The 20,355-nt window shown below is 65.3% G+C and carries 13 protein-coding genes and 1 tRNA gene; 1 reads left to right on the forward strand and 13 read right to left on the reverse strand.

What is annotated here, in order from left to right:
• Position 1 precedes the first annotated feature (1 nt).
• The 8 genes from JOE31_RS16665 to JOE31_RS16700 all read right to left on the reverse strand — a co-directional run bounded on the left by JOE31_RS16665 (position 2) and on the right by JOE31_RS16700 (position 12,927).
• Positions 2-2,725: a LuxR family transcriptional regulator gene (locus JOE31_RS16665; RefSeq protein WP_209746506.1), complete on the reverse strand. Its 2,724-nt coding sequence runs from the start codon at positions 2,723-2,725 to the stop codon at positions 2-4.
• A gap of 284 nt (positions 2,726-3,009) precedes the next feature.
• Positions 3,010-5,790: a helix-turn-helix transcriptional regulator gene (locus JOE31_RS16670; RefSeq protein ID WP_209746508.1), complete on the reverse strand. Its 2,781-nt coding sequence runs from the start codon at positions 5,788-5,790 to the stop codon at positions 3,010-3,012.
• Positions 5,768-8,443: a LuxR family transcriptional regulator gene (locus tag JOE31_RS16675; protein WP_209746510.1), complete on the reverse strand. Its 2,676-nt coding sequence runs from the start codon at positions 8,441-8,443 to the stop codon at positions 5,768-5,770. Before JOE31_RS16675 ends, JOE31_RS16670 begins: the two co-directional genes overlap by 23 nt.
• A 291-nt stretch (positions 8,444-8,734) precedes the next feature.
• On the reverse strand, positions 8,735-9,319 hold the full coding sequence (gene pth / locus JOE31_RS16680) for an aminoacyl-tRNA hydrolase (RefSeq protein WP_209746512.1): 585 nt from the start codon (positions 9,317-9,319) through the stop codon (positions 8,735-8,737).
• A 90-nt stretch (positions 9,320-9,409) separates the two neighbouring features.
• Positions 9,410-10,009, reverse strand: a complete 600-nt coding sequence (locus JOE31_RS16685; protein ID WP_209746513.1) for a 50S ribosomal protein L25/general stress protein Ctc — start codon at positions 10,007-10,009, stop codon at positions 9,410-9,412.
• Between the two features lie 249 nt (positions 10,010-10,258).
• Positions 10,259-11,239, reverse strand: a complete 981-nt coding sequence (locus JOE31_RS16690; RefSeq protein ID WP_011691079.1) for a ribose-phosphate diphosphokinase — start codon at positions 11,237-11,239, stop codon at positions 10,259-10,261.
• Complete coding sequence (glmU, locus tag JOE31_RS16695; RefSeq protein WP_209746515.1) at positions 11,236-12,762, reverse strand: bifunctional UDP-N-acetylglucosamine diphosphorylase/glucosamine-1-phosphate N-acetyltransferase GlmU; 1,527 nt, start codon at positions 12,760-12,762, stop codon at positions 11,236-11,238. Before glmU ends, JOE31_RS16690 begins: the two co-directional genes overlap by 4 nt.
• A 93-nt stretch (positions 12,763-12,855) precedes the next feature.
• Positions 12,856-12,927, reverse strand: a tRNA-Gln gene (locus JOE31_RS16700).
• 192 nt (positions 12,928-13,119) lie between these two features.
• Here JOE31_RS16700 and JOE31_RS16705 point away from each other — a divergent pair.
• A complete protein-coding gene (locus JOE31_RS16705) occupies positions 13,120-13,719 on the forward strand; it encodes a TetR/AcrR family transcriptional regulator (RefSeq protein ID WP_209748531.1) in 600 nt (199 codons plus the stop codon).
• Between the two features lie 193 nt (positions 13,720-13,912).
• Here the strand turns inward: JOE31_RS16705 and JOE31_RS16710 are convergent, their stop codons facing one another.
• The 5 genes from JOE31_RS16710 to JOE31_RS16730 all read right to left on the reverse strand — a co-directional run bounded on the left by JOE31_RS16710 (position 13,913) and on the right by JOE31_RS16730 (position 20,223).
• The gene (locus JOE31_RS16710; RefSeq protein WP_209746516.1) at positions 13,913-15,739 is read right to left on the reverse strand and encodes an ABC-F family ATP-binding cassette domain-containing protein; all 1,827 of its coding nucleotides are present in this window, start codon (positions 15,737-15,739) and stop codon (positions 13,913-13,915) included.
• Positions 15,740-15,777: 38 nt separating this feature from the next.
• Positions 15,778-16,740 carry a 4-(cytidine 5'-diphospho)-2-C-methyl-D-erythritol kinase gene (locus JOE31_RS16715; RefSeq protein ID WP_209746518.1) on the reverse strand — a complete coding sequence of 321 codons (963 nt, stop codon included), beginning with the start codon at positions 16,738-16,740 and terminating at the stop codon, positions 15,778-15,780.
• Positions 16,741-16,821: 81 nt separating this feature from the next.
• Complete coding sequence (gene rsmA, locus JOE31_RS16720; protein WP_209746520.1) at positions 16,822-17,709, reverse strand: 16S rRNA (adenine(1518)-N(6)/adenine(1519)-N(6))-dimethyltransferase RsmA; 888 nt, start codon at positions 17,707-17,709, stop codon at positions 16,822-16,824.
• Between the two features lie 177 nt (positions 17,710-17,886).
• On the reverse strand, positions 17,887-19,065 hold the full coding sequence (locus tag JOE31_RS16725; protein WP_245199230.1) for a resuscitation-promoting factor: 1,179 nt from the start codon (positions 19,063-19,065) through the stop codon (positions 17,887-17,889).
• Positions 19,066-19,335: 270 nt separating this feature from the next.
• Positions 19,336-20,223: a TatD family hydrolase gene (locus JOE31_RS16730; protein WP_209746522.1), complete on the reverse strand. Its 888-nt coding sequence runs from the start codon at positions 20,221-20,223 to the stop codon at positions 19,336-19,338.
• Positions 20,224-20,355 lie beyond the last annotated feature (132 nt).

Below are 20,355 nucleotides of genomic sequence, written 5' to 3' on the forward strand. Positions count from 1 at the left end.
GCTAGTCATCTCCTGTACTGCCGAGGGCTACCGGAAGCTCCAAACGCTCTTCGATTTTCAGCTTGCCGTAGATCTGGTAGAGGTGGCCCTCCACGGTCCGTACGGAAACGTGCAGCTGGGCTGCGATGCTCTTGTTGCTCGCTCCGGCTGCGGCCAGCTGCGCAATCTGGAGCTCCCGGGCTGTCAGGGTGAGGCGGTCGTGGGTTCCGTCCTGGGGCGTCCGCAGCCTCCTGCGGCAGGTTTCTGCCAAGTGCTTGGCCTGCCGGATCAGGCTCCGTTCGAGCCGTGTCTGGTCGAGGTTGAGAACTGATTCGGCGATGTCCAGGGCAAACCTGTCATTGTGCAGCCGGGCCGCGAGGTTTGCAGCAGCCATCAGCTCGTCGGCTTCACCGGAAATGATGCCCCGGGCGTATTGTGCGCACAGTTCTGCGAATGGTCCCTGGTTTTCAGCCGCACTCTCCAGCAGCCGGGACGCCGCAGCTGCTTCCCCAAGCCTGACGGCCGAGCTCAAGCACAGCAGCTCGTGGCCTACATTGCCCGTGCCGCGGTCCTCCTCCGCCATGCGCAGCAACTCTCCGATCCCCGTCCGGGGCCCATCCAGCTCCGCCCGTGCGAGTGCGGTGAAGTAACCCTCAGCCCGGGACACCTTCCATGATTTCCGCCGGAAACCTGATTCTGTCTCGGCCAGGTAGCCGAGCGCCTGTTCACGCTCACCCTGCAGAGCCGAGGCGTAAGCCGCGGCCGCGCAGGCGAGAGTCAGCACGCCGTCGCTGTCCTGGATCCGCAGCTGGCTGATACCGGGAACGAGCAGGTCCAGTCCGTCGCGTCCGCGGCCCTGCATGCAGGCGCAGATCGCCTCCGGAACCTCAGTCGCGCTGAACCTCCGGTAGACCACGGACGACGGACCCCAGTCCTCGTCCGGCAAGGTCTCTGCCGCCTCGTCCCATCTGCCGGCCACCAAATAAGCGAAGCGCAGCCGGGAAATCACCGACTGCGCTATTGCCACCGGGATCTCCGGACGGAGGCACTGCAGCTTCAGCTGTTCAGCGAGCTCGGCGGCATCCGCCTGGCGCCCCGTCACGGCCCACGCTTCACACAACCAGCTGCCTGCCTGGAGCCGGAATTCGGCACTGTGGAACTCCACATTGTCCAGGGCGCCGGCGAGGTCGGCAGCCATTTCCGGATAGGTTCCGGCGTAGCTGGCTGCCTCGGCTTCGGCCAGTGTCAGCTGTTCGCGGATGCGCCTGAGCTCCGGTGCGGGCATATCGGCTGCCGGACCAGTCGCGTCGTCATAGAGTACTTTTCGCACCCGGGCCAGGGACTCAGCCGCCTCTTGCCAAGCGCCCGGGGTGGCAAGGAACACCGAGCTCTCGGCCAGCAGCAGACCGATCCACTCAGCGAGCGCCGGGTCTCCCGTCGACGCCTTACGGTGCCGTCGGACCACCTCGAGGGCCTCGTCAACATCGCCGAGGGTCATCAGTGCCGCCACTTCCTCGGTGACTGCCGCAGCCAGCGCCTCATGCCCCGGTACCGAGCGGACGAACCGCAGCGCCAGGGCGGCATCAAGCCTCCCGTTGGCGAGGCGTGCGGCTGAAAGGGACTCTTCCGTTGACAACACGGCACCGCAGTCAAGCGCCCAGACCGCGAACGGCAGTTCCGTCGCGGGAGTCCGGAGGGAAGGTGCCGCGGCGAGGAGGACCATTTCGCGGAGCTCGTTGCTCCTCCCGGGCGGGACGTTTTCGCGGACCACATCGGCCACCAACTGGCTCTGGATCCTGACGCGGCGGGGAAGGGAGTCCTCGACCGCCAGGACCCCGCGCTCTTCGAGGGCGTCCACGTCGTCGGCCTCCACCAGCTTCAGCAGGGTATCCAACGGCAGTGTCTCTGCCAGCGACAGAATCTCCAGAATCCGCCGGTCAGCCTCGCCCATCCGCCCCAGCCGGGTGGCGATCAGGTCGGTGATGGCCCGGCCATGTACGTGGTGGTCAGCGGTCAGGACCCACACACCGTCGCGGACCACAAGGGAACCTGAGTCAGCAAGCTCTATTGCAAGCATCTTCAGGTAGTGCGGGTTCCCGTCGCTGGCAGCCCAGAGCGATTGGACCGCCGAGTGCGAAACTTTGGCGCTGAGGCCTTCTTCAAGCCAGCTGACGGCCTCCCGGAAGGACAGCGGTTCGAGGTTAATACGGGTGAGGAATCCGCCGTCGCAAAGTCCCGAAATCTCTGCCGACAGCCGCAGCGGGTCAGAGCATGTCAGGACCAGGCGCACTGCGCGGTTTCGGGCGAGCTGGGCGATCGTGACGGCCGTCAGCTCATCAGCTTCGCCGGCGTTGTCGACAAAGAGGTAAACGGTCTTCCCCTTCGCGCGTTCGCGCAGGAGCCGCATCAGGCCGGAGAGGACAAGCACCGGGTGGTTCAAATAGCCCGGCTCCAGGTCGCTCAACAGCATGTTCAGCGCGCCGTACGGGGAACGCGAGAGTGCTGCACTGCACCGAAGCGTCACAACCAGGGAATCGTCGCGGAACTGTTTAAGGGCGTGGGTGGTGAGGAAAGTCTTCCCGGTGCCGGAGCTCCCGGTCACCAGGACTCCACCGGTGGACTCCGCCAGGGCGCGTGTGATGTAGCTGACCGCCTGCCTGCGCCCGATCAAAGGCCACGCGGCGCCCCGTGTCGTTCCGGCGGACCTGGTGGCGTGTGAACTGGCCACATTATCGGCTGTCAACATGAGTGAGACCTCTGTATTTACGAGCGATTCCTAGTAACCCAAACTAACCAGCTGGCAGGCCCGCAGGCACCAGTAGTGAGTACTCGAATTTGCCCGGCACCCATACCTGTACTTGGAAAGCAGGTACCCCTGGTTGCCCTGTGGCAGTACGCAGACAAGCGGATCTGCCGCCGGAATGCGGCTATGCAGACACCTGCTGCCGCTCCAAAATAGTTAACCAAGTCGCCAGGGCGCTACCGGTTTCGCTACGCGCCCGCCCGGGTAGTCGCCGGCGGTCCAGGTACCTATTTGCCGGGGGATGTTTTCGCCCTCACGGCTGCTTCTTCTCCCAGTCCTGCCGCAGCGGCCAACTCGTCGCGTCCTGCGATGCCCAGTTTCAGGTAGCAACGGTAGAGGTGGCCTTCCACCGTGCGGACGGAAATCTGCAGTTTGTCTGCGATCTGGCGGTCGCTGAGCCCGGTTGCCGCCAGTCCGACAATGTTCCGCTCCCGCTTGGTCAAAACGGGCGCCACGGCGTCCGGCTGGGCTTCGCTTCCTGCGTGGCCCAGCTCTTCGTTGCAGCGGGCGATGCCTGCGCGGGCCAGCGCTGCCAGTTCCCGGTCGCGGCTCCGGTCCAGTGAGGCCAGGGCGGCTGAATAAGCGTCCGCGGCCAGCTGGAAGACGGAGGCCGCACAGAGGGCATCCCCCGCGCGCAGGAACAGTTCGGCGCTGCCGTCGGAAAGCGCCGCACAGTATTCAGCCAGGGCGGCCGCCCAGGCGCCTTCCACCGCGCCGGCGAGTTCCTGCAGCCGCTCCAGCCTGGTGGTGTCTCCGAGGCCCAGCGCCATGGCGAGGGCATTCAGCTCCAGGAACTTGGCGTCCTGTTGCGCGGCTTCCCCGGCGCTCCGGTGCAGGGCCGCGACGCCGGTTCCGTCGCCGGCCAGGTGTTCGTCACCTGCGGCCAGGAAATCCCGGGCAAAAGCCGTCACCAGATGCATGCCCCGCTCCCCCCAGGCGTCATAATCCAATTTCAGCCTGGCAGCCTCCGCTGTGAGGCCCTGGGCGGCCGCGACGTAATAGGCCATGGCCGCACAGAGCCGGAACATCTGCTGGGGGTCGCTGTCGCGGAGAGCCTCCAGGCCCGTGGTCAGTAACTCCAGGGCGTCGGCGAGCTTTCCCTGCCGGACGGCTACGTACCCCATGACGACGTAGGCGGCTCCGCTGAACGAGACCATGGCGGAACCGAAGGGTGTTTCCGCATAACCCGCCAGGAGCTGCTGCGCCTCGGCCCATTCACCGGCCGCAAGATCGCAGGCCACGAGTCGGACCACGATGAACTCAGGGAGGAAGAAGATGTCGTTGTCCGGAGGCTGGGCCTGGCCGAAGGCGTCCATGGCGAGTTGGCGCCCTTGCAGCGGATACCCCAGCGCGCAAAGGCGCTCCGCCTGTAGCGCCAGCGCCATCGACCGGGTGAGCGCGCCGTCGGGTGCCGCGAGCGAATCGCCGGCTGCCAGCAGGTCACCGAGCGCAGGCCCCATTCGCCTGTAGTCGCCCGCGAGCGAGTACGCCATGAGTTCTACAAGCGACGCCCGCTGTGCCGTGACCTTGAGGATGGCGGCTGAGTCCGCGGGATTGGCCGCCGCCTCTTTTTCGCCCCATTGGCGCAGGCGGCTGGCATCTTCCGCGATCTCCGAGGCGGGGTGCCCGAGTGCGGTCCGGGTGGCCGATCTCAGGAGGCTGTTGACCACCATGTGCGTGAGGCCGCTACCGGCGTCGACGTTGACGTTCAGGAGGGCGGCAGCTTCGTCGTAGTGCCCGAGGTTGTAGTGTGAGCGGGCCATCACGGCGCGCGCAGTCTGTTGCAGTTCCGGGTCCTTGACGGCCCAGGCGATGCGCAGGGCCGTTTCGCTCTCGAACAGCTTGCAGGCGAGCACGGCAGCCCGGATCAGCAGGCGGGCAGGCACTTCGGCCCCGCAGTCCAAGGACCAGGTAACTATTCGGAGCAGCGACTCCGGTTTGTCTGCAGAGACTTCCATCCGGGACACGAGTTCCCGGTGGAGCTGGAGGCTTCGGGCCGCGGGAACGATCCGGCGCAGCACTTCGCCGTAGACGGGGCTCACGAGCCGGAGAGTCGGCTCGCTGTCCACCGACTGGGCCACGAGCCGCTGGTCCAGCAGCTCCTTGACGGCGGGCTCACCGGCGATTTCTCCCACGAGGGTTCTGTCCACCGGTTCCGCCAGGGCGATCAGGTTCAGGGCCTCCCGGCCGTCGGCCGAGATGCGCATCAGCTGGACTTTGACGACGGCGGTGAGTTCCAGGGTCCGGACGTGGGACGATCCGGTATTGAGCCACACTCCGTTGCGCCGGATCAGGTCACCTGAGCGCTGGGCCTCGCGGACGAGGGTCTTGAGCAGGAGGGTGTTGCCTCCGGCTTCCTGCCAGTATTGACGCGATGTGCTGTTGAGGACTTTGCCGTCGAGCAGCGCCTCGCAGAGTTGATGCCCCTGTTCCATTGTCAAGGGAGCAATGTCGAATCTCTCGGCCGTACCGTCGTGCCAAAGCCGGAGCAGCGGCTGCGGTATGCCAGGCCTCGGAATGCAGGTGGCCACAAGTTTGGCCCAGCCTGCCTGGACGAGTTCGGAAATCATCTCTGCGGTGGCCGTGTCCAGGTCGTGGGCGTCGTCAACCAACAGGAGGGCAGGTCCCGGATTTTTCCTGCCGCTTTCGAGGTGCGCCCATAACGCCCTCAGGACAGCCACCTTGGATGTGACGTCTTCAACGGAGAGATCCGCCAGGTACGGAGACAGCGCCCCGTACGGAACGGGGGCCAAGGACGGACTTCCGTGGACAGTCATCACGGCCGTCCGGCCGTTTCGTGCGTCGTTCAGCTGTGCCAGCAAGGAAGAGGCGCCCAACCCGGCGTCGCCCACCACAAAAACCGCCCAGCAGTCGTCCGAGGCAAGGGCGTCCCTGACTGAGGACAGCATGTCCCCCCGGTCTATCCAGGGCTCCCCAGCATTCTGGCGCTTGGTTCCGGCGCGCGTCTGCGCCGAAGCCTTCCCGTCAGACTTGAGCGGATCCTTCAAGCTCACTCCTCGATGAAATCCCCATTTTCGTGAAGATCTGGTAAAGATGGCCCTCCACGGTACGGATGGACAGCTGCAGCCGGTTGGCCACTTCTTTGTTACTCAACCCCTGGCTGGCCATCCTGGCAACCTGCCGTTCCCGTTCGGTCAGTTCGGGTCCCACCGTGTGCGGCATCAACGGCAACACCGGCAACGTCTCCACGAGCCGGTCCAGACGGTGCTGGGCCGCGCGTGCGGATTGGGAATCTCCCTTTTCCCTGGCGATGTCCAGCGCCAGGACGACGCATCTGGACTCCACCGCATCGAGATGGAGCTCATGGGCCACGGACGCTGCCTCCAGCAGGACCTTGGAATCCTTCTTTCTGCTCCCCTCCCCCACCAGCCGGTTGACGCTGGCCATTTTTCCTTGCCGACGAGAGGAAATTTCGGTCAGCAGGACCAGTTCTTCCTCTGTTCCATGCACCGTAGCACCGAACAGGCTGATGGAGGCAGTGGTTGTCCGCCCCTTGGAAATGTCCTCGTGGGCGGATTCCATCAGCTTCTGCTTGGCTCCCGGATCCTTGAGCCACCGTTTTGCCATCCGGACGCAGAAGTCGGCCATCCATGAAGTGAACCAGGCGACGTGCTGCTCCTCCTGGGCGGCCAGGTCCAGGAAGTTCCGCGATTCCTGGATATCGCCGGCCTGGGAATAAGCGAAGGCAAGCGCTGAGCAGGCAAGCGACGGACCGTAGTAGCTCCGCCTGATTTCCAGTTGCGCCTGGGCACCGAGCAAGGTGTCGATGGCGAGGTCGGCGCGTCCTGCGTAGGTGTAGGCCACACCGAGTGCGAGTTCGGCTGCCCCGCCGAGATACTGCATGATCTTGGGCTTCCGGTCCAGGGCTTCCGTGAGTATCCTGACGCAGTCCTCCCACTCGCCGCTGCACAGCAGCGCAGCAAAGAGGCCTTCAGCCTGCCAACTGAGCATCCCCGGAGCCACGTTCGACTGTTCCATCCTGTGCTGGATCTCGGCGGCCAGGGCGATGGCGTCTGCTTCCCGGCCCAGGACCGCCCAGGCCATGGTCAGCAGGCAGGCACAATTCAAGACATACAGGGGATCGCCGGCTTCCTTGTAGGCCCGCTCCAGGTCTTCGGCAACAGCCGCATATTCGCCCTGGTGGACCATCTGCTCAAATTCGGCAAGCCTGATCCGTTCATGCGCACGGGCAAAGTCGGCGGATGTTTCATTGCCGATGGATGCCCTTTCCCTGCGTGCCAGCTCCTGCCTGGCCGCCGACAGGATGCCGCCGATCCGGCTGTACCCACCGTGGATCCAGAGCAGCGAACTGCAGAAGTCCTGGATGTAGCTGGCGTAGGCGGTCGCGGGGAGTTCAGACAGCTGCTCGGGCGTGACTTCCTCGAGGACGGCCACTGCAGATTCGTGTTCTGCCAAGGTCATGTAGGCGGCCGCCCGCTGCTGGGCTGCCTCCGCCCAGTGCGGGTCCCCCACCCGGATCTGCGCCAAAGACTCCAAGGCGAACATCGGGTCGAACAGCTGGTTCGCCGCAGCCGCCGCGGCCAGTGCAAACGCCGGTTCCACTGGCTCGCCGCAGTCAAGTGTCCACGCCACATAACCGAGGAGCTCTTCGACATCCATCTCAGCGGGCGTTGTGCCCACCGCCCTGGCCACGAGCTGATGCAGCTCCTTGCGGCGCGGCAGATCCATCCAGCCCCGGATGACTTCGCCTACATATTCGTCCTTCAGGCTCACCCAGCGCCGGCCCGTCTCTCCCACCTGCAGGTACCCGGCTTTTTCGAGATCGGCAACCACTGCCGGGTCCAGGACGTCAAGGAGGACGAACAGGGGAACCCGCCGGATCAGCGCCAGCCATTCCAGGCCCTCCCTGACCTTCGGCGTCTCCCGTGCCAGCCGGGACCGGACCAGGTCAACCAGGGCGTCGGCCTCTGCGAGGTTGATCCCCCCTCTGAGCGCCCAGACCTTCCCGGCCAGATGGAGGTTGCCGGAACGCAGTTGTTCTATGACGATCGCTTGGAGGACCAGCGGGTTCCCGCCGCTTGCTGCGTAAAGCGAACTGGCGGCGGTGGCAGTCACAGGGCGCCCCAGGACGCCGGCAAGCAGTTTGCTCACTTCCGGCCGGGTGAAGACTTCGAGCCGGACTTCCTCAAGTGAATTGTTCCGGAGGAGCCGGATCAGGTCTTCGGGCATGTCCGTCACATTGCGGACGGTGACCATGAGCTTCGCGACGCCGCTCAGTACGAGGTGCATCAGGACGGCGGTGCTCATGCTGTCGATCGCCGGCAGATCCTCGAGCACCACAAGGACAGGACGTCCGGCGGCATCTTCCCGGATCAGCCGGGAAATGCCGTGAACAATTTCCCCGGGCGATTCCAGCGCCTTGCCGGGCAGCCGGGCCACCAGAAACGCCAACTGGCCAAAGGGGATCGCGGGATCGGTGGTGGTTCCATGCAGGTGGATGACGTGCATCTTTCCCGCCAGCTGCGCTTCCACTGCCCGTACAAAGGTGGACTTGCCGACGCCTTGGGCACCGGCCACAACAACGCCGTGAAGATCGTTATCGCCAAGGATCGAAACGACGGAGGCCTGGAGGTCCTGCCTGACTAAAGACGACCACTTACGACGCTCTGAGGCTCCCATGCCCCGGCGTTCAGTCTCCAGCAGCCCCCCATGTTCAGAGCCTGGTGATGCAAGCACGATCGATCACGCTACCTTCGTGGCTCGAGCTGGTGCGACTTGGCTCAGCCGTCGGGTTTTCAGTTTTCCGATGCCGCCAAACGAGGCAACAAGACCTTGAATGTGAAAATTACCATAGCAGGTATGACTAAACAATTAGGCCGCTTTATGCAATTGGTTAACCAATTCCGTGGCACTCTCCGTAGCCAGTCCCCACCCGCAGGCTACCCCTCAAAAGGCACCTTCGAGGCAACGTTACTGGACCGCAGTGTGATATTTCTGCTGGGCAGCCGCAAGGCCGTCCCTGACCACAGTCTCCACCGCATCGGCCGCGTCATCCAGGAGGAAGGGCAGGTCCTTTTTTTCGGTGGTGGCAAAGTCCTTCAGGACAAAGTCCGCAGTATCCATCCGGCCCGGCGGGCGGCCCACGCCGACCCGGACCCTGAGGTAGTCCTTTGTGGCCAGTGCCTTCGAAATGTCCCGCAGGCCGTTGTGTCCCCCCTCACCGCCGCCGATCTTTAGTTTGACGGTATTAAAGGGAATGTCTATTTCGTCATGGACCGCTACGACGTGTTCCGGATCGATGTCGTAGAACTTTGACAGGGCTGATACCGGTCCGCCGGAGACGTTCATGTAGCTCATCGGCTTGGCCAGCACAACGCGGGGGCCGCCAATCCCGAGGCGGCCCTCCAGCACATGGGCGCGGGCCTTGTGCACCTTGAAGCTCCCGCCCACCCGGCGGGCCAGTTCATCCAGCACCATCTGGCCGACGTTGTGCCGGTTGTTGCTGTACTCGGTGCCGGGGTTGCCAAGGCCTACGATCAGCCAGGTGTCAGTCATGCGTCAATCCTAGGGTTAATACAAGTGGGCTATTAACGGCAGTGGCCGGGCCCCGACGGGGACCCGGCCACGGAAAACGGGCTGCCGGAATTACTCGGCGGAAGCCTCGGATGCCTCGGCGGTGGCGCCTTCGGAAGCCTCTTCCTCGGTGACCTCGGTGGCCTCGGAGATGTTGACCACCAGGGACTCGGGGTCAGCCAGCAGGACGGAGCCCTTCGGCAGGACCAGGTCGGAAGCGTGGATGTGCTCGCCGGCGGCGCGGCCTTCGATGCTGACCTCGACGGCGGTGGGCAGGTGGGTTGCCTCGGCTTCCAGGGAAACAACGGTCATTTCCTGGTTGTAGACGTTGCCCGGAGCAAGTTCACCGGTGACGTGGACGGGAACGTCCACGGTGACCTTCTCGCCGGTGCGTACGGTCAGCAGGTCAAGGTGCTCGATGATCTGCTTGATCGGGTCGCGCTGGATGTCCTTGACGAGCGCGAGGTGCTTTTCGCCGTTGATGTCCAGGGTCAGCAGGGCGTTGGCAACGCGGACAGCCAGCGTGGTGGCTTTGGCCGGCAGGGTGATGTGGATGGGCTCTGCACCGTGGCCGTAGATGACAGCCGGGATGAGGTTGGCCATGCGTGCGCGGCGGGCGAAGCCCTTGCCGAATTCGGTGCGTACTTCTGCTGCGAGCTTCTGCTCAGACATGAAAATCTCCTTGAAATCTAAACGGTGTTCAGCAAGGGCGGAGGTCTGTTTGCGACCTTCAACGCCGGGCGGCCCGTGGCCGGCCCTTCAAGAAGGGAGATTCAGACCCAGTCGATAACGGAGACCTGCACACTGGTTGCCCGTAAAAACGGCTTTCCAGTGCTCTCCCTCGCCAAGGTATCGTGGACCAGCTTACCAGCGTTGGGCCCGGTTACTGAAAACGGGGCCCAACGCCGGGGCGGCCGGGGCTCAGGCGTTGCCGTCGAACAAGCTGGTGACGGAGCCGTCGTCGAACACTTCACGGATGGCACGGGCAATCAACGGCGCGATCGACAGCACGGTCAGCTGCGGGAAGCGCTTGTCGGCCGGAATCGGCAGCGTGTCGGTGACCACCACTTCGCGGGCACCCGACTCGGACAGCCGGCGCGCTGCGGGATCGGAGAAGACAGCATGGGTGGCCGCGATGATGACGTCCTTGGCGCCGGCGTTCTTCAGCACCTGGACGGCACCGGAAATGGTCCCGCCGGTGTCGATCATGTCGTCGATCAGGACGCACGTGCGGCCCTCGATCTGGCCAACCACGGTCTTGGACACTGCCTGGTTCGGAACCGTGAGGTCCCGGCTCTTGTGGACGAACGCCAGCGGAGCCCCGCCGAGGCGCTCGGCCCACTGTTCGGCCACGCGGACGCGGCCCGTGTCCGGCGAAACGACGGTGATGTTGTCCGCTGCAACCCGGGTGCGGATGTAATCGGCCAGCAGCGGGATGGCCATGAGGTGGTCCACGGGGCCGTCGAAGAATCCCTGGATCTGCGAGGTGTGCAGGTCAACGCTCATGATGCGGTCGGCGCCGGCGGTCTTGTACAGATCAGCCACCAGACGGGCGGAGATCGGCTCGCGGCCGCGGCCCTTCTTGTCCTGGCGGGAGTAGGGGTAGAACGGCGAAACCACGGTGATGCGCTTGGCGGATGCCCGCTTCAGCGAATCAATCATGATCAGCTGCTCCATCAGGTGGTTGTTCAGCGGCGCCGGGTGTGCCTGGATGACGAAGGCGTCGGTGCCACGGACGCTCTCCCCGGCGCGTACGTAGATTTCCCCGTTCGCAAAATCGTAGGCATCCACCGGCAACAGTTCAGTGCCCAGCTCCTTGGCGATCTCCCGCGCAAGCTCGGGGTGTGCCCGCCCAGCAGCGAGAACCAGTTTCTTCTCGCCGCGTGCCGTAATTTCGGTCATGATTGCTTGCCCTCTTCTGTAGGTGCCGGGGTGCTTGAGGAATCCTGGGGCGGCTGGGCCGCTGCTGTTTCGCTGGCCGGTGCCGTTGCCCCCGCGGCTTCGGCCAGTACTGCTGAGACGGAGCCGGGCCGGTGCGAGATGACCCAGCCTTCGGCGTTCCGCTGTTTGGCCACCGAGATTGCCAGCGCACCGGCTGGCACGTCCTGGCGGATCACGGCGCCGGCTCCGCTGTAGGCGCCGTCGCCCACCTGGACCGGAGCCACGAAGACCGTGTTGGAACCTGTGCGCACGCCCGAGCCGATCACGGTGCGGTGCTTGTTCTCGCCGTCGTAGTTGGCGGTGATGTTGCCGCAGCCGATGTTGGTGTCCTCACCGATCTCCGCATCACCGGCGTAGCCGAGGTGGGACAGCTTCGAGCCGCGGCCGATCTTCACGTTCTTCGTCTCGTAGAAGGCGCCGATCTTGCCGGTCTCCCCCAGCACTGTTCCCGGGCGGAGGTAGGTAAAGGGACCGACGCTGGCCTTCGCACCGATCGTGGCGCCGGAGCCGTGCGTCCGGGTTACTTTGGCGCCTTCGCCAACGGTGACGTCGGTCAGCGTCGTGTCAGGGCCGACGACGGCGTCCCTCGCCACCGTCGTGGAGCCGTGCAGCTGGGTGTTGGGCAGGATCCGGACGTCCTCTGCCAGGTTCACCGTGGAGTCGATCCACGTGGTGGAGGGGTCCACCACCGTGACGCCGGAGCGCATCCAGGCTTCGACGGTGCGGCGGTTGTGTTCGGCTCCCAGCGCGGAGAGCTGCACCCGGTCGTTGGCGCCTTCCACCTGCCAGCGGTCGTTGGTGACAACCGCGGCCACGCGTCCGCCGGCCGTGCGTGCCAGTCCCAGGACGTCGGTGAGGTACATCTCGCCCTGCGCGTTGTCCGTGGTGACGTGAGCCAGCGCGTCGCGAAGGACGGCGGCGTCGAAGGCGTAGATCCCGGAATTGATTTCCCGGATCTCACGTTCCTCGTCAGATGCGTCCTTGTGCTCGCGGATGCCCGTGACGGTGCCGTCAGCCGCACGCAGGATTCGGCCATAACCGGCGGCGTCGTCCAGGACTGCTGTCAGGACGGTGACTGCGTTGCGTTCGTGTTCGTGGATCAGCACCAGTTCGGCAAGCAGTTCCGCCGAGAGCAACGGGACGTCGCCGTACGTGACCACAACGGTGCCGCTCAGCGGACCGCCGGCGTCGAGGGCTTCCAGGGCTGCCTGCACCGCCCGGCCGGTGCCGGGCACCTCGTCCTGGTCCACGACCAGGGCTGCCGGATCGAGCCCGGACACGTGGGCTGCCACGAGGTCGCGTTCGTGCCGGACCACAATGGCCAGCTGCCGGGGATCGATGGTGCGGGCGGCACGCAGTGCATGGCCGACCAGCGACAGGCCGCCGATTTCATGGAGGATCTTGGGGGTACGCGACTTCATCCGGGTACCGGCACCTGCAGCTAGGACGATGACGGCAGCGGGGCCGGTTGTCTCGGGGCTCACGTACAGGCTCTCCTTGCTTGGTGGATCTCAGTTGCGCGCACTTTCACACCTTCGCCTGTCTGTTCCGGATGCAGGACCCGTCCACAGCGGCTGTTCCGCCCATAGGATTCGAACCTATACTCCACGGCTCCAAAGGCCGGGGTGCTGCCATTACACCAGAGCGGACCGTGCCCGGGCCCTTAGCCCGGCGGCACGAGAACCAATTCTGCCACGAAGGTTGGCGCACGTGCGACTCGGTAGTCCCGGCGCCCATTAAGGCATGATGGGACGGTGAGCAAGATCAACGGTGCGCCCGAGGGTGCGGGAAACCATCCAGGCAGGCCCGTCCGGGCTCCAGGGTACGTGCCCAGGGCCCGGATGACCGGGGCGCAGCGGCGCTCACAGCTGATCGACATCGGACGCGGACTTTTCGCCATCCGGGGCCTTGACGGCACCACGATCGAAGAGGTTGCTGCTGCTGCCGGTGTGTCGAAACCTGTGATCTATGAGCATTTCGGGTCCAAGGAGGGCCTCTACACCCAGGTGGTGGAGTACGAGTTCCGGATCCTGCTCGCAGCTATCAACGAAGCCCTCACGGACGAAGCCAAGCCGCGGGTCCAGGTGGAGCGCGCCGCACTGGCCCTGCTGACGTACATCGAGGAACGCACCGACGGGTTCCGGATCCTCATGCGTGACGCCCCGCCGTCCCAGCCCGAAGGCGCGTTTTCCACGCTGCTGTCCCACGTAACTGCCCGGGTGGAGCACATCCTGTCCGACGAGTTCGCCCGCCGCGGCTTCAGTGCGGCCGACGGCGCCATGTACGCGCAGATGCTCGTGGGCATGGTGGCCATGACGGGCCAGTGGTGGCTGGACAGCCGGACCCCGGACAAACGCGCCGTGGCCGCCCACCTGGTAAACCTCGCCTGGAACGGCCTCACCGGCCTGCAGAAGGATCCGGAGCTCCGGTCAGAGGCTTAGTATGTCTCCTGCCTACCGTGCCACGGGGCGAGGTGACTGTCCTCGCCGAAGGCGGTCCTTCGAAAAGGAGCGCATCGCGGCGCATCGGGGCATGGAGGTCGCCCAGCGACCGGAATGTCCCCTTTGCGACGTGTCTAAGCGACGTCGAAGGGCCGGCTCCGGCGCCCAGCCCGGCACCCTTCCACCCCGGTTCCTACTCCCCGAGGACTTCCAGCGCCTCGAGCCATTCGAGTTCCAGGGCTTCGCGTTCCTCGGCCAGGGTCTTGAGCTTCTTGTTGAGTTCGGCCATGGCGTCGAAGTCGTTGTCGGCCGTGCTCTTGACCATCTGGGCGTGGATCTTTTCTTCCTGCTGCGTCAGCTTGCCCAGCTGGCGGTCAATCCGGTTCTTGGCCTTGCGGGCGTCCCGCTTTTCGGCCTCGGACGGACCGCTGGCTGCGGGAGCTGCACCGCCGCTGGCGGCGGTGACGGGGTTGCCGCCACCGGTGATGGTGGAGCCGGCCAGGGCGCTTTCGCGCAGTTCCAGGTACTGGTCGACGCCGCGCGGCAGGGCGCGAATCTTGCCGTCACCGAGCAACGCCATCTGGTGGTCGGTGACGCGCTCCAGCAGGTAGCGGTCGTGGCTCACCACAACGAGCGTGCCCGGCCAGCCGTCCAGGACGTCTTCGACGGCGGCGAGGGTGTCGGTATCGAGGTCGTTGGTGGGCTCATCGAGCATCAGCACGTTGGGCTCTCCCACGAGCAGGCGCAGGAGCTGGAGTCGGCGGCGTTCGCCACCTGAGAGGTCCTTGACCGGGGTCCACTGCTTCTCGTTGGTGAACCCGAGCTGTTCCACCAGCTGGCCGGCACTGAATTCCTTGCCGCCAACGTTGAAGGACCGCTTTTCGCGCTCGATCACTTCGATGACGCGCAGGTCCTTGACGTCGTCCAGCTCCTTGACCTCCTGGGTCAGAACAGCGGTGACAACCGTCTTGCCGCGCTTGAGCTTGCCCGAGGTGGGCTGGATTTCGCCGTTGAGGAGCTTCAGCAGGGTGGTCTTGCCGGCGCCGTTGACGCCGACCAGCCCGAGCCGCTCCCCCGGCGCGAGCCGCAGGGTGATGTTGTCGAAGAGTTTCTGCCCGGGCTCGCCGCCCAGGAAGTCCAGCGAAACGTGCTCGAGGTCCAGCACGTCCTTGCCGAGGCGCGCGGTGGCCATCTTGCTCAGCGCCATCGAGTCGCGCGGCTCGGGGACATCTGCAATGAGCGCGTTGGCTGCTTCGATGCGGAACTTCGGCTTGGCCGTCCGCGCCGGGGCGCCGCGCCGCAGCCAGGCGAGCTCTTTCTTGACGAGCTGCTGGCGTTTGCCTTCCATCACGGATGCCGAGCGGTCACGTTCGGCGCGGGCCAGGACGTAAGCCGCGTAGCCGCCTTCAAACGGGTCCATGATTCCGTCGTGGATTTCCCAGGTCTTGTTGCAGACTTCGTCGAGGAACCAGCGGTCGTGGGTGACCACCAGGAACGCGCCCTGGTTGGCGCGCCAGCGGGTCTTCAGGTGGCGGGACAGCCAGGCGACGCCTTCGACGTCGAGGTGGTTGGTGGGCTCGTCGAGCATGATGACGTCATGGTCTTCGATCAGCAGCTTCGCCAGCGCAACGCGGCGTTTCTGTCCGCCGGACAGTGCGTGCACGTTCGCGTGCCAGTCGACGTCGGATACCAGGCCGCCCATGACCTCGCGGATCTGCGGGTTGCGGGCCCATTCGTAGTCCGCCTGGTCGCCAACGATGGCGGCACCGACCGTCAGGTCGCCGTCGAGCACGTCGCTCTGGTCGAGGTAACCGATGTTGACCTCGCTGCGCTTGGTCACCCGCCCCGAATCAGGGGTGGCACGCATCGCCAGAAGGCGCATGAGGGTGGACTTGCCATCGCCATTGCGGCCCACCATGCCGATCCGGTCGCCCTCCTCAAGGCCGAGGGTAACGCCGTCGAGGACGGTACGGGTTGCATACGAGACCGTGAGGTTCTCGCCGCCGAGCAGGTGAGCCACTGGGAACTGCTTTCTTCGGTGGAAATTCGTTAAAAGTACTAAAGGAGCGTATCGGAGATGATGCGTGCCCCGGGCACCGGACCGTGGACGGCCAGGGCATTCAGGCCGTGATGGCTGAGGTCTTCCGCGAGGCCGGCAGCCGCTGCAGGATTATGGGTGAGCAGGGCCACTGTGGGGCCGGAGCCTGAAACAAGTCCGGCGATGGCTCCGCACGATTCGCCAAGTCCAAGGGTATCCCGCAGCCCCGGTGCCAGCTCAATGGAGGCGCGCTGGAGGTCGTTGACCAGTACACGGCTGAGGGCGTCCGCGTCGCCGCTGCGCAGCGCCTGAAGGATCTTCGGATCCACGGCGGCGGGCTCTTCCACGGTGACGCCTTCGGCGAGGCGGAGCCGGTCCAGGGTGCGGAAGACCTCCGGCGTGGACAGTCCGTAGTCGGCGGTGACCAGCACCCAGTCCATTTGCGCCTTGGCCAGCGCCGGCGACAACTCATCGCCCACGCCCAGTCCGACGGCGGTGCCGCCGAGGAGCGAAAACGGGACATCCGCGCCGAGTTCCGCGGCCAGGTGGGCGAGCTCGTCGCGGGATAGGCCGCTGTTCCAGAGGGCGTCACAGGCGAGCAGCGTGGCTGCCGCGTCGGCTGAACCGCCGCCCATGCCGCCGGCCACCGGGACACGCTTGGTGATCTCCAGGTGGACGCCCGTGGAGTGCTCGGACACGTCGGCCATGATGGCGGCCGCCCTGTATGCGAGGTTCCGTTCGTCCAGCGGGATGTCCACGTCAGACAGGTCCAACGTGCTGGCCGGACTGATGCTGACCGTGATCCCGTCCGTGGCTGTGCTGGTGGCGGCCACTTCCTCGTAAAGGGACACCGCCAGGTAGACACTGGCAACGGAATGGTAGCCGTCCTCACGCAGCGGGCCCACATCCAGCGAGACGTTGATTTTGCCGGGAGCCTTGACCCGGACCGTCCTCGCGGCAAAGCGCCCTCTCACTGCGTTCATGAGTCCAAGCTATGGCATGGCAGCGTCAGGCTCCAAGCATGCGCCCTCAAGGGGTCATGCCATACGGTAGCGGCCTCAGCCTCAACCCTGCCGGTCCCGGCGCGCTTCGGCTATCCGTGCGAACGCTGCGATATCGATCACTTCACCCCGGGCGGTGGGATCCACGCCCGCCGCCAGCAGGCACTGTTCGGCCTCCGCCGCGCTTCCGGCCCATCCTGCCAGGGCGGCCCGCAGGGTCTTCCGGCGCTGGGCGAAAGCGGCGTCGATGACGGCGAAGACCTGTTCGCGGGTTGCCGAAGTCACCGGCGGCTCACGGCGGGTGAAGGCAACGAGCCCCGAGTGGATCTTGGGTGCCGGCCAAAAAACGTTCATGCCGATAACGCCGGCCTTGCGCATGCTGCTGTACCAGGCCGCCTTTACAGAGGGCACGCCGTAGGTCTTGGAGCCGGGGCCGGCGGCAAGCCGGTCCGCCACTTCGTCCTGGACCATGACCAGGCCGTGCCGCAGGCTCGGGAAGTGCTGCAGGAGATGGAGCACTACCGGGACGGCCACGTTGTACGGGAGGTTTGCCACGAGGGCGGTCGGTTCCACCGGCAGGTCAGTGACCTTCATGGCGTCCGCCAGCACCAGATGGAAATCCTTGGCGGCGTCGGGCCGCCACTGCTGCACAGTGCCCGGAAGTTTGGCGGCAAGGACCGGATCGATTTCGACGGCGACGACGGACTTTGCGGCGTCCAGCAATCCCAGGGTGAGCGATCCCAGTCCCGGACCTACCTCGAGGACGGTCTCATCGGCGTGGATGTCCGCGGCGGCCACGATCCGGCGGATGGTGTTGCCATCGATGACGAAGTTCTGGCCCAGTGTCTTCGTGGGACGGACTCCGATCTCCTCGGCGAGCCGGCGGACGTCGGAGGCGCCAAGAAGCGGTGCGGGCGCGGTGCCGGAGGCGGCGGGGGTCGGTTCAGTCACCTAGGTATCCTATCCCGCTGGCCTGCCGCGACGGCGCCCTGTGAAGCGCCCCTGTCAGACCAGCGCAGGGTACGGCAAAGGCCGGGTCCGGTAGTCCGGACCCGGCCTTCAATTCCCCCGCGGCGGTGGTCAGCCGCCGAGGCTGTTAGCGGGAGGAACTGCCGGCTGTAAAGACTGTTAGCTGGTCGCTGCCCAGCCGCAGCCCCAAGGGGAGAGGCCGCGCTGCGCGTAGACGCGGTTGGCAATGTCGATCTGCTGGGCCTTGGTGGCAAGGCTGGCGTTGGGGGCGTAGGCGCCGCCTCCGGCACCGAGCCAGGTCTGGATGTCGAACTGCAGACCGCCGTAGTAGCCGTTGCCGGAGTTGATGGACCAGTTGCCGGTGGATTCACACTGCGCGATCTTGTCCCACATTGCTTCGTTCATCATGGCGGGGGCGGCTGCACCGGTGTTGGCACCGGCCGCTTCGGCCTTGGGCTTTTCCTTGGTCCCGACCGAGACCTTTTCGGTCACCGGCTGGACAGAGACTGTCTCGGAGACGAGGGTCCGGGAGGCTTCCCGGCCATCCACCAGCACCAGCTTGAAGTTCTTGTCCACCTTGCCGGGGACACCGGCCTGGGTGACCTTCTTCTCGCCCACGAACAGGTCGGCGCTTTCGGAACTCAGGGTCTCGAAGGGAACCTCTTCGGAGGTTGCGGCAGTCTTGGAGGAATCCACCCGGGAGACCTTGATCGCCATGTCATTGACGACGTGCGCGTTGCGCGGCTGGGAAAGCCGGTCACCGGCACCCACAGTCACTCCGGCGTCCTTAAGGACTTCCGCCACGGTTGAAGCCGTGGTGGTTGTCTTTGACGCCTTGCCGTCCGCCAGGATGCTGACGGTCTTGGGCGTGGAGATGGCCAGGAACGAACCGGAGACGGCCAGCTGGGCGTCCTTCGGCGCGGAGACTTCCGAGGCACTGGCAACGCCGAGTTCGGTGACCAGTCCTTCGACGTTGGCAGAGGTGGTGTTGATCGTCTTCTCAGCGCCGTCGAGGCTGATCTTCACTGCCTTGGCGAGATTGACGTTGATGACCGAGCCATCCTCCACGCGGGCGTCCGCCGACGGGGAAACCCGGTCCGCGGCCTGCAGCTCCACCTTGGCACTCTTGACCACTTGGCCTACCGTCCCGCCGAACGTCTGGACGGAGCTGACTTTCCCGTCCACGTTCAGGGTGACTGTTTTGTTGTTGCCTACGAAGGCCACCAGGCCCAGCACGAGTGCAGAGAGCACAACCAGCTGGGCACCGACCTTGACGAAACTGAACTTACCGTCCGAAGTGAAGAACTTGACCACGATTGCCCGTAACTCTAGGACCATCCGGGCACGGGGAAAAACGCACATCACCCACCGACGCAAACACCCTCAGGGCAACTCCGGACACGGTCCGGCTGTTTGCAGCAGACGTGTGCGCCGCCACACTCAGGACTCACCGGACCCGCCGTGAGACGGGCCTGGAACTGAGCGAAATTATCCGAAGGCCTTCCCCGACCCCGGCTAATAGTTTTCCACTGTAACCGAAGCGTTATAAAGCATCCAAGATTTTGTGCATACCTGGTATACCTGAAGAGTGGCTGAACAGACCGGCTATCAGTCCCAGGATCCGTACGCCCGCAGGGAATTTTCGGCGATTTGGGCGCAGAGCCGGGACAAGTCGGTGCTTGTCAATTCGGCCATTGCCCGGACGGTGTGCGGAATCAGGTAACTGGCGTTGGGGCGGCCGCGGAACGGATGCGGGGTCAGGAAGGGCGCGTCTGTTTCCACGAGCACGCGGGCCGGATCTGCAATGGCAAGCGCAGCGCGCAGATTGGCCGCATTCTTGAATGTCACAGTGCCGGCGAAGGACATGTACCAGCCTTCGTTGTTGCACGTCCGGGCCAGCTGTTCGTCCCCGGAGAAGCAATGGAACACCACCCGTTCCGGGGGCCCTTCTTCCCGCAGGACCTGGACAACATCGTCGTGGGCGTCCCGGTCGTGGATCTGCAGCGTCAGCCCGAGGCGCTTGGCGATGTCGATGTGGCGGCGGAACGAGTACCTCTGGTGCTGCAGCCCCTCCCCCTCCGTGCGGAAAAAATCAAGGCCGGTCTCGCCAATCGCGCGGATCCTGGGGTGGGCAGCCAGGGCCTCAATCTCGGCCAGGGCGGCCTCCAGCTCCCCGCGGGCGGCATAGTCCGGTGCATCGTTGGGATGGATTGCCACCGCACCGAGCAGCCGGGGGTCCAGGTCCACGGCCTGCACCGTGAACCTGGAGGACTCCAGGTCGCAGCCAACCTGCACGGCTCCCTGGACACCTACCGACGAGGCGACGTCCAGGGCGGCCGCCACGTCCACTGTCACGTCGCTGTTCGGGAAGTCCAAATGCGTGTGGTTGTCCATGACCGGGACGGGCAGCGGCTCGGGAGCGGGCGGATAGCCGTGCCTGCCGGAGCCGTCGCTTCCGGGCACACGAAACGGGGCTGGCGTCAACGGGGTGTTCATCCTTCTACCCTAGCCGCCCGGGCAATCCCGGCCCCGCCGGGAATTACCCGGAACTCTCTGTCAGCTCCGGCAGTTGTGTTAGTAGTCTGGTAGGCATACGGGCGAAGGTCCGACGGCGGGCGCCGCAGTCCT

The sequence above is a fragment of the Arthrobacter sp. PvP023 genome (genome assembly GCF_017832975.1).
Lineage (GTDB): Bacteria > Actinomycetota > Actinomycetes > Actinomycetales > Micrococcaceae > Arthrobacter.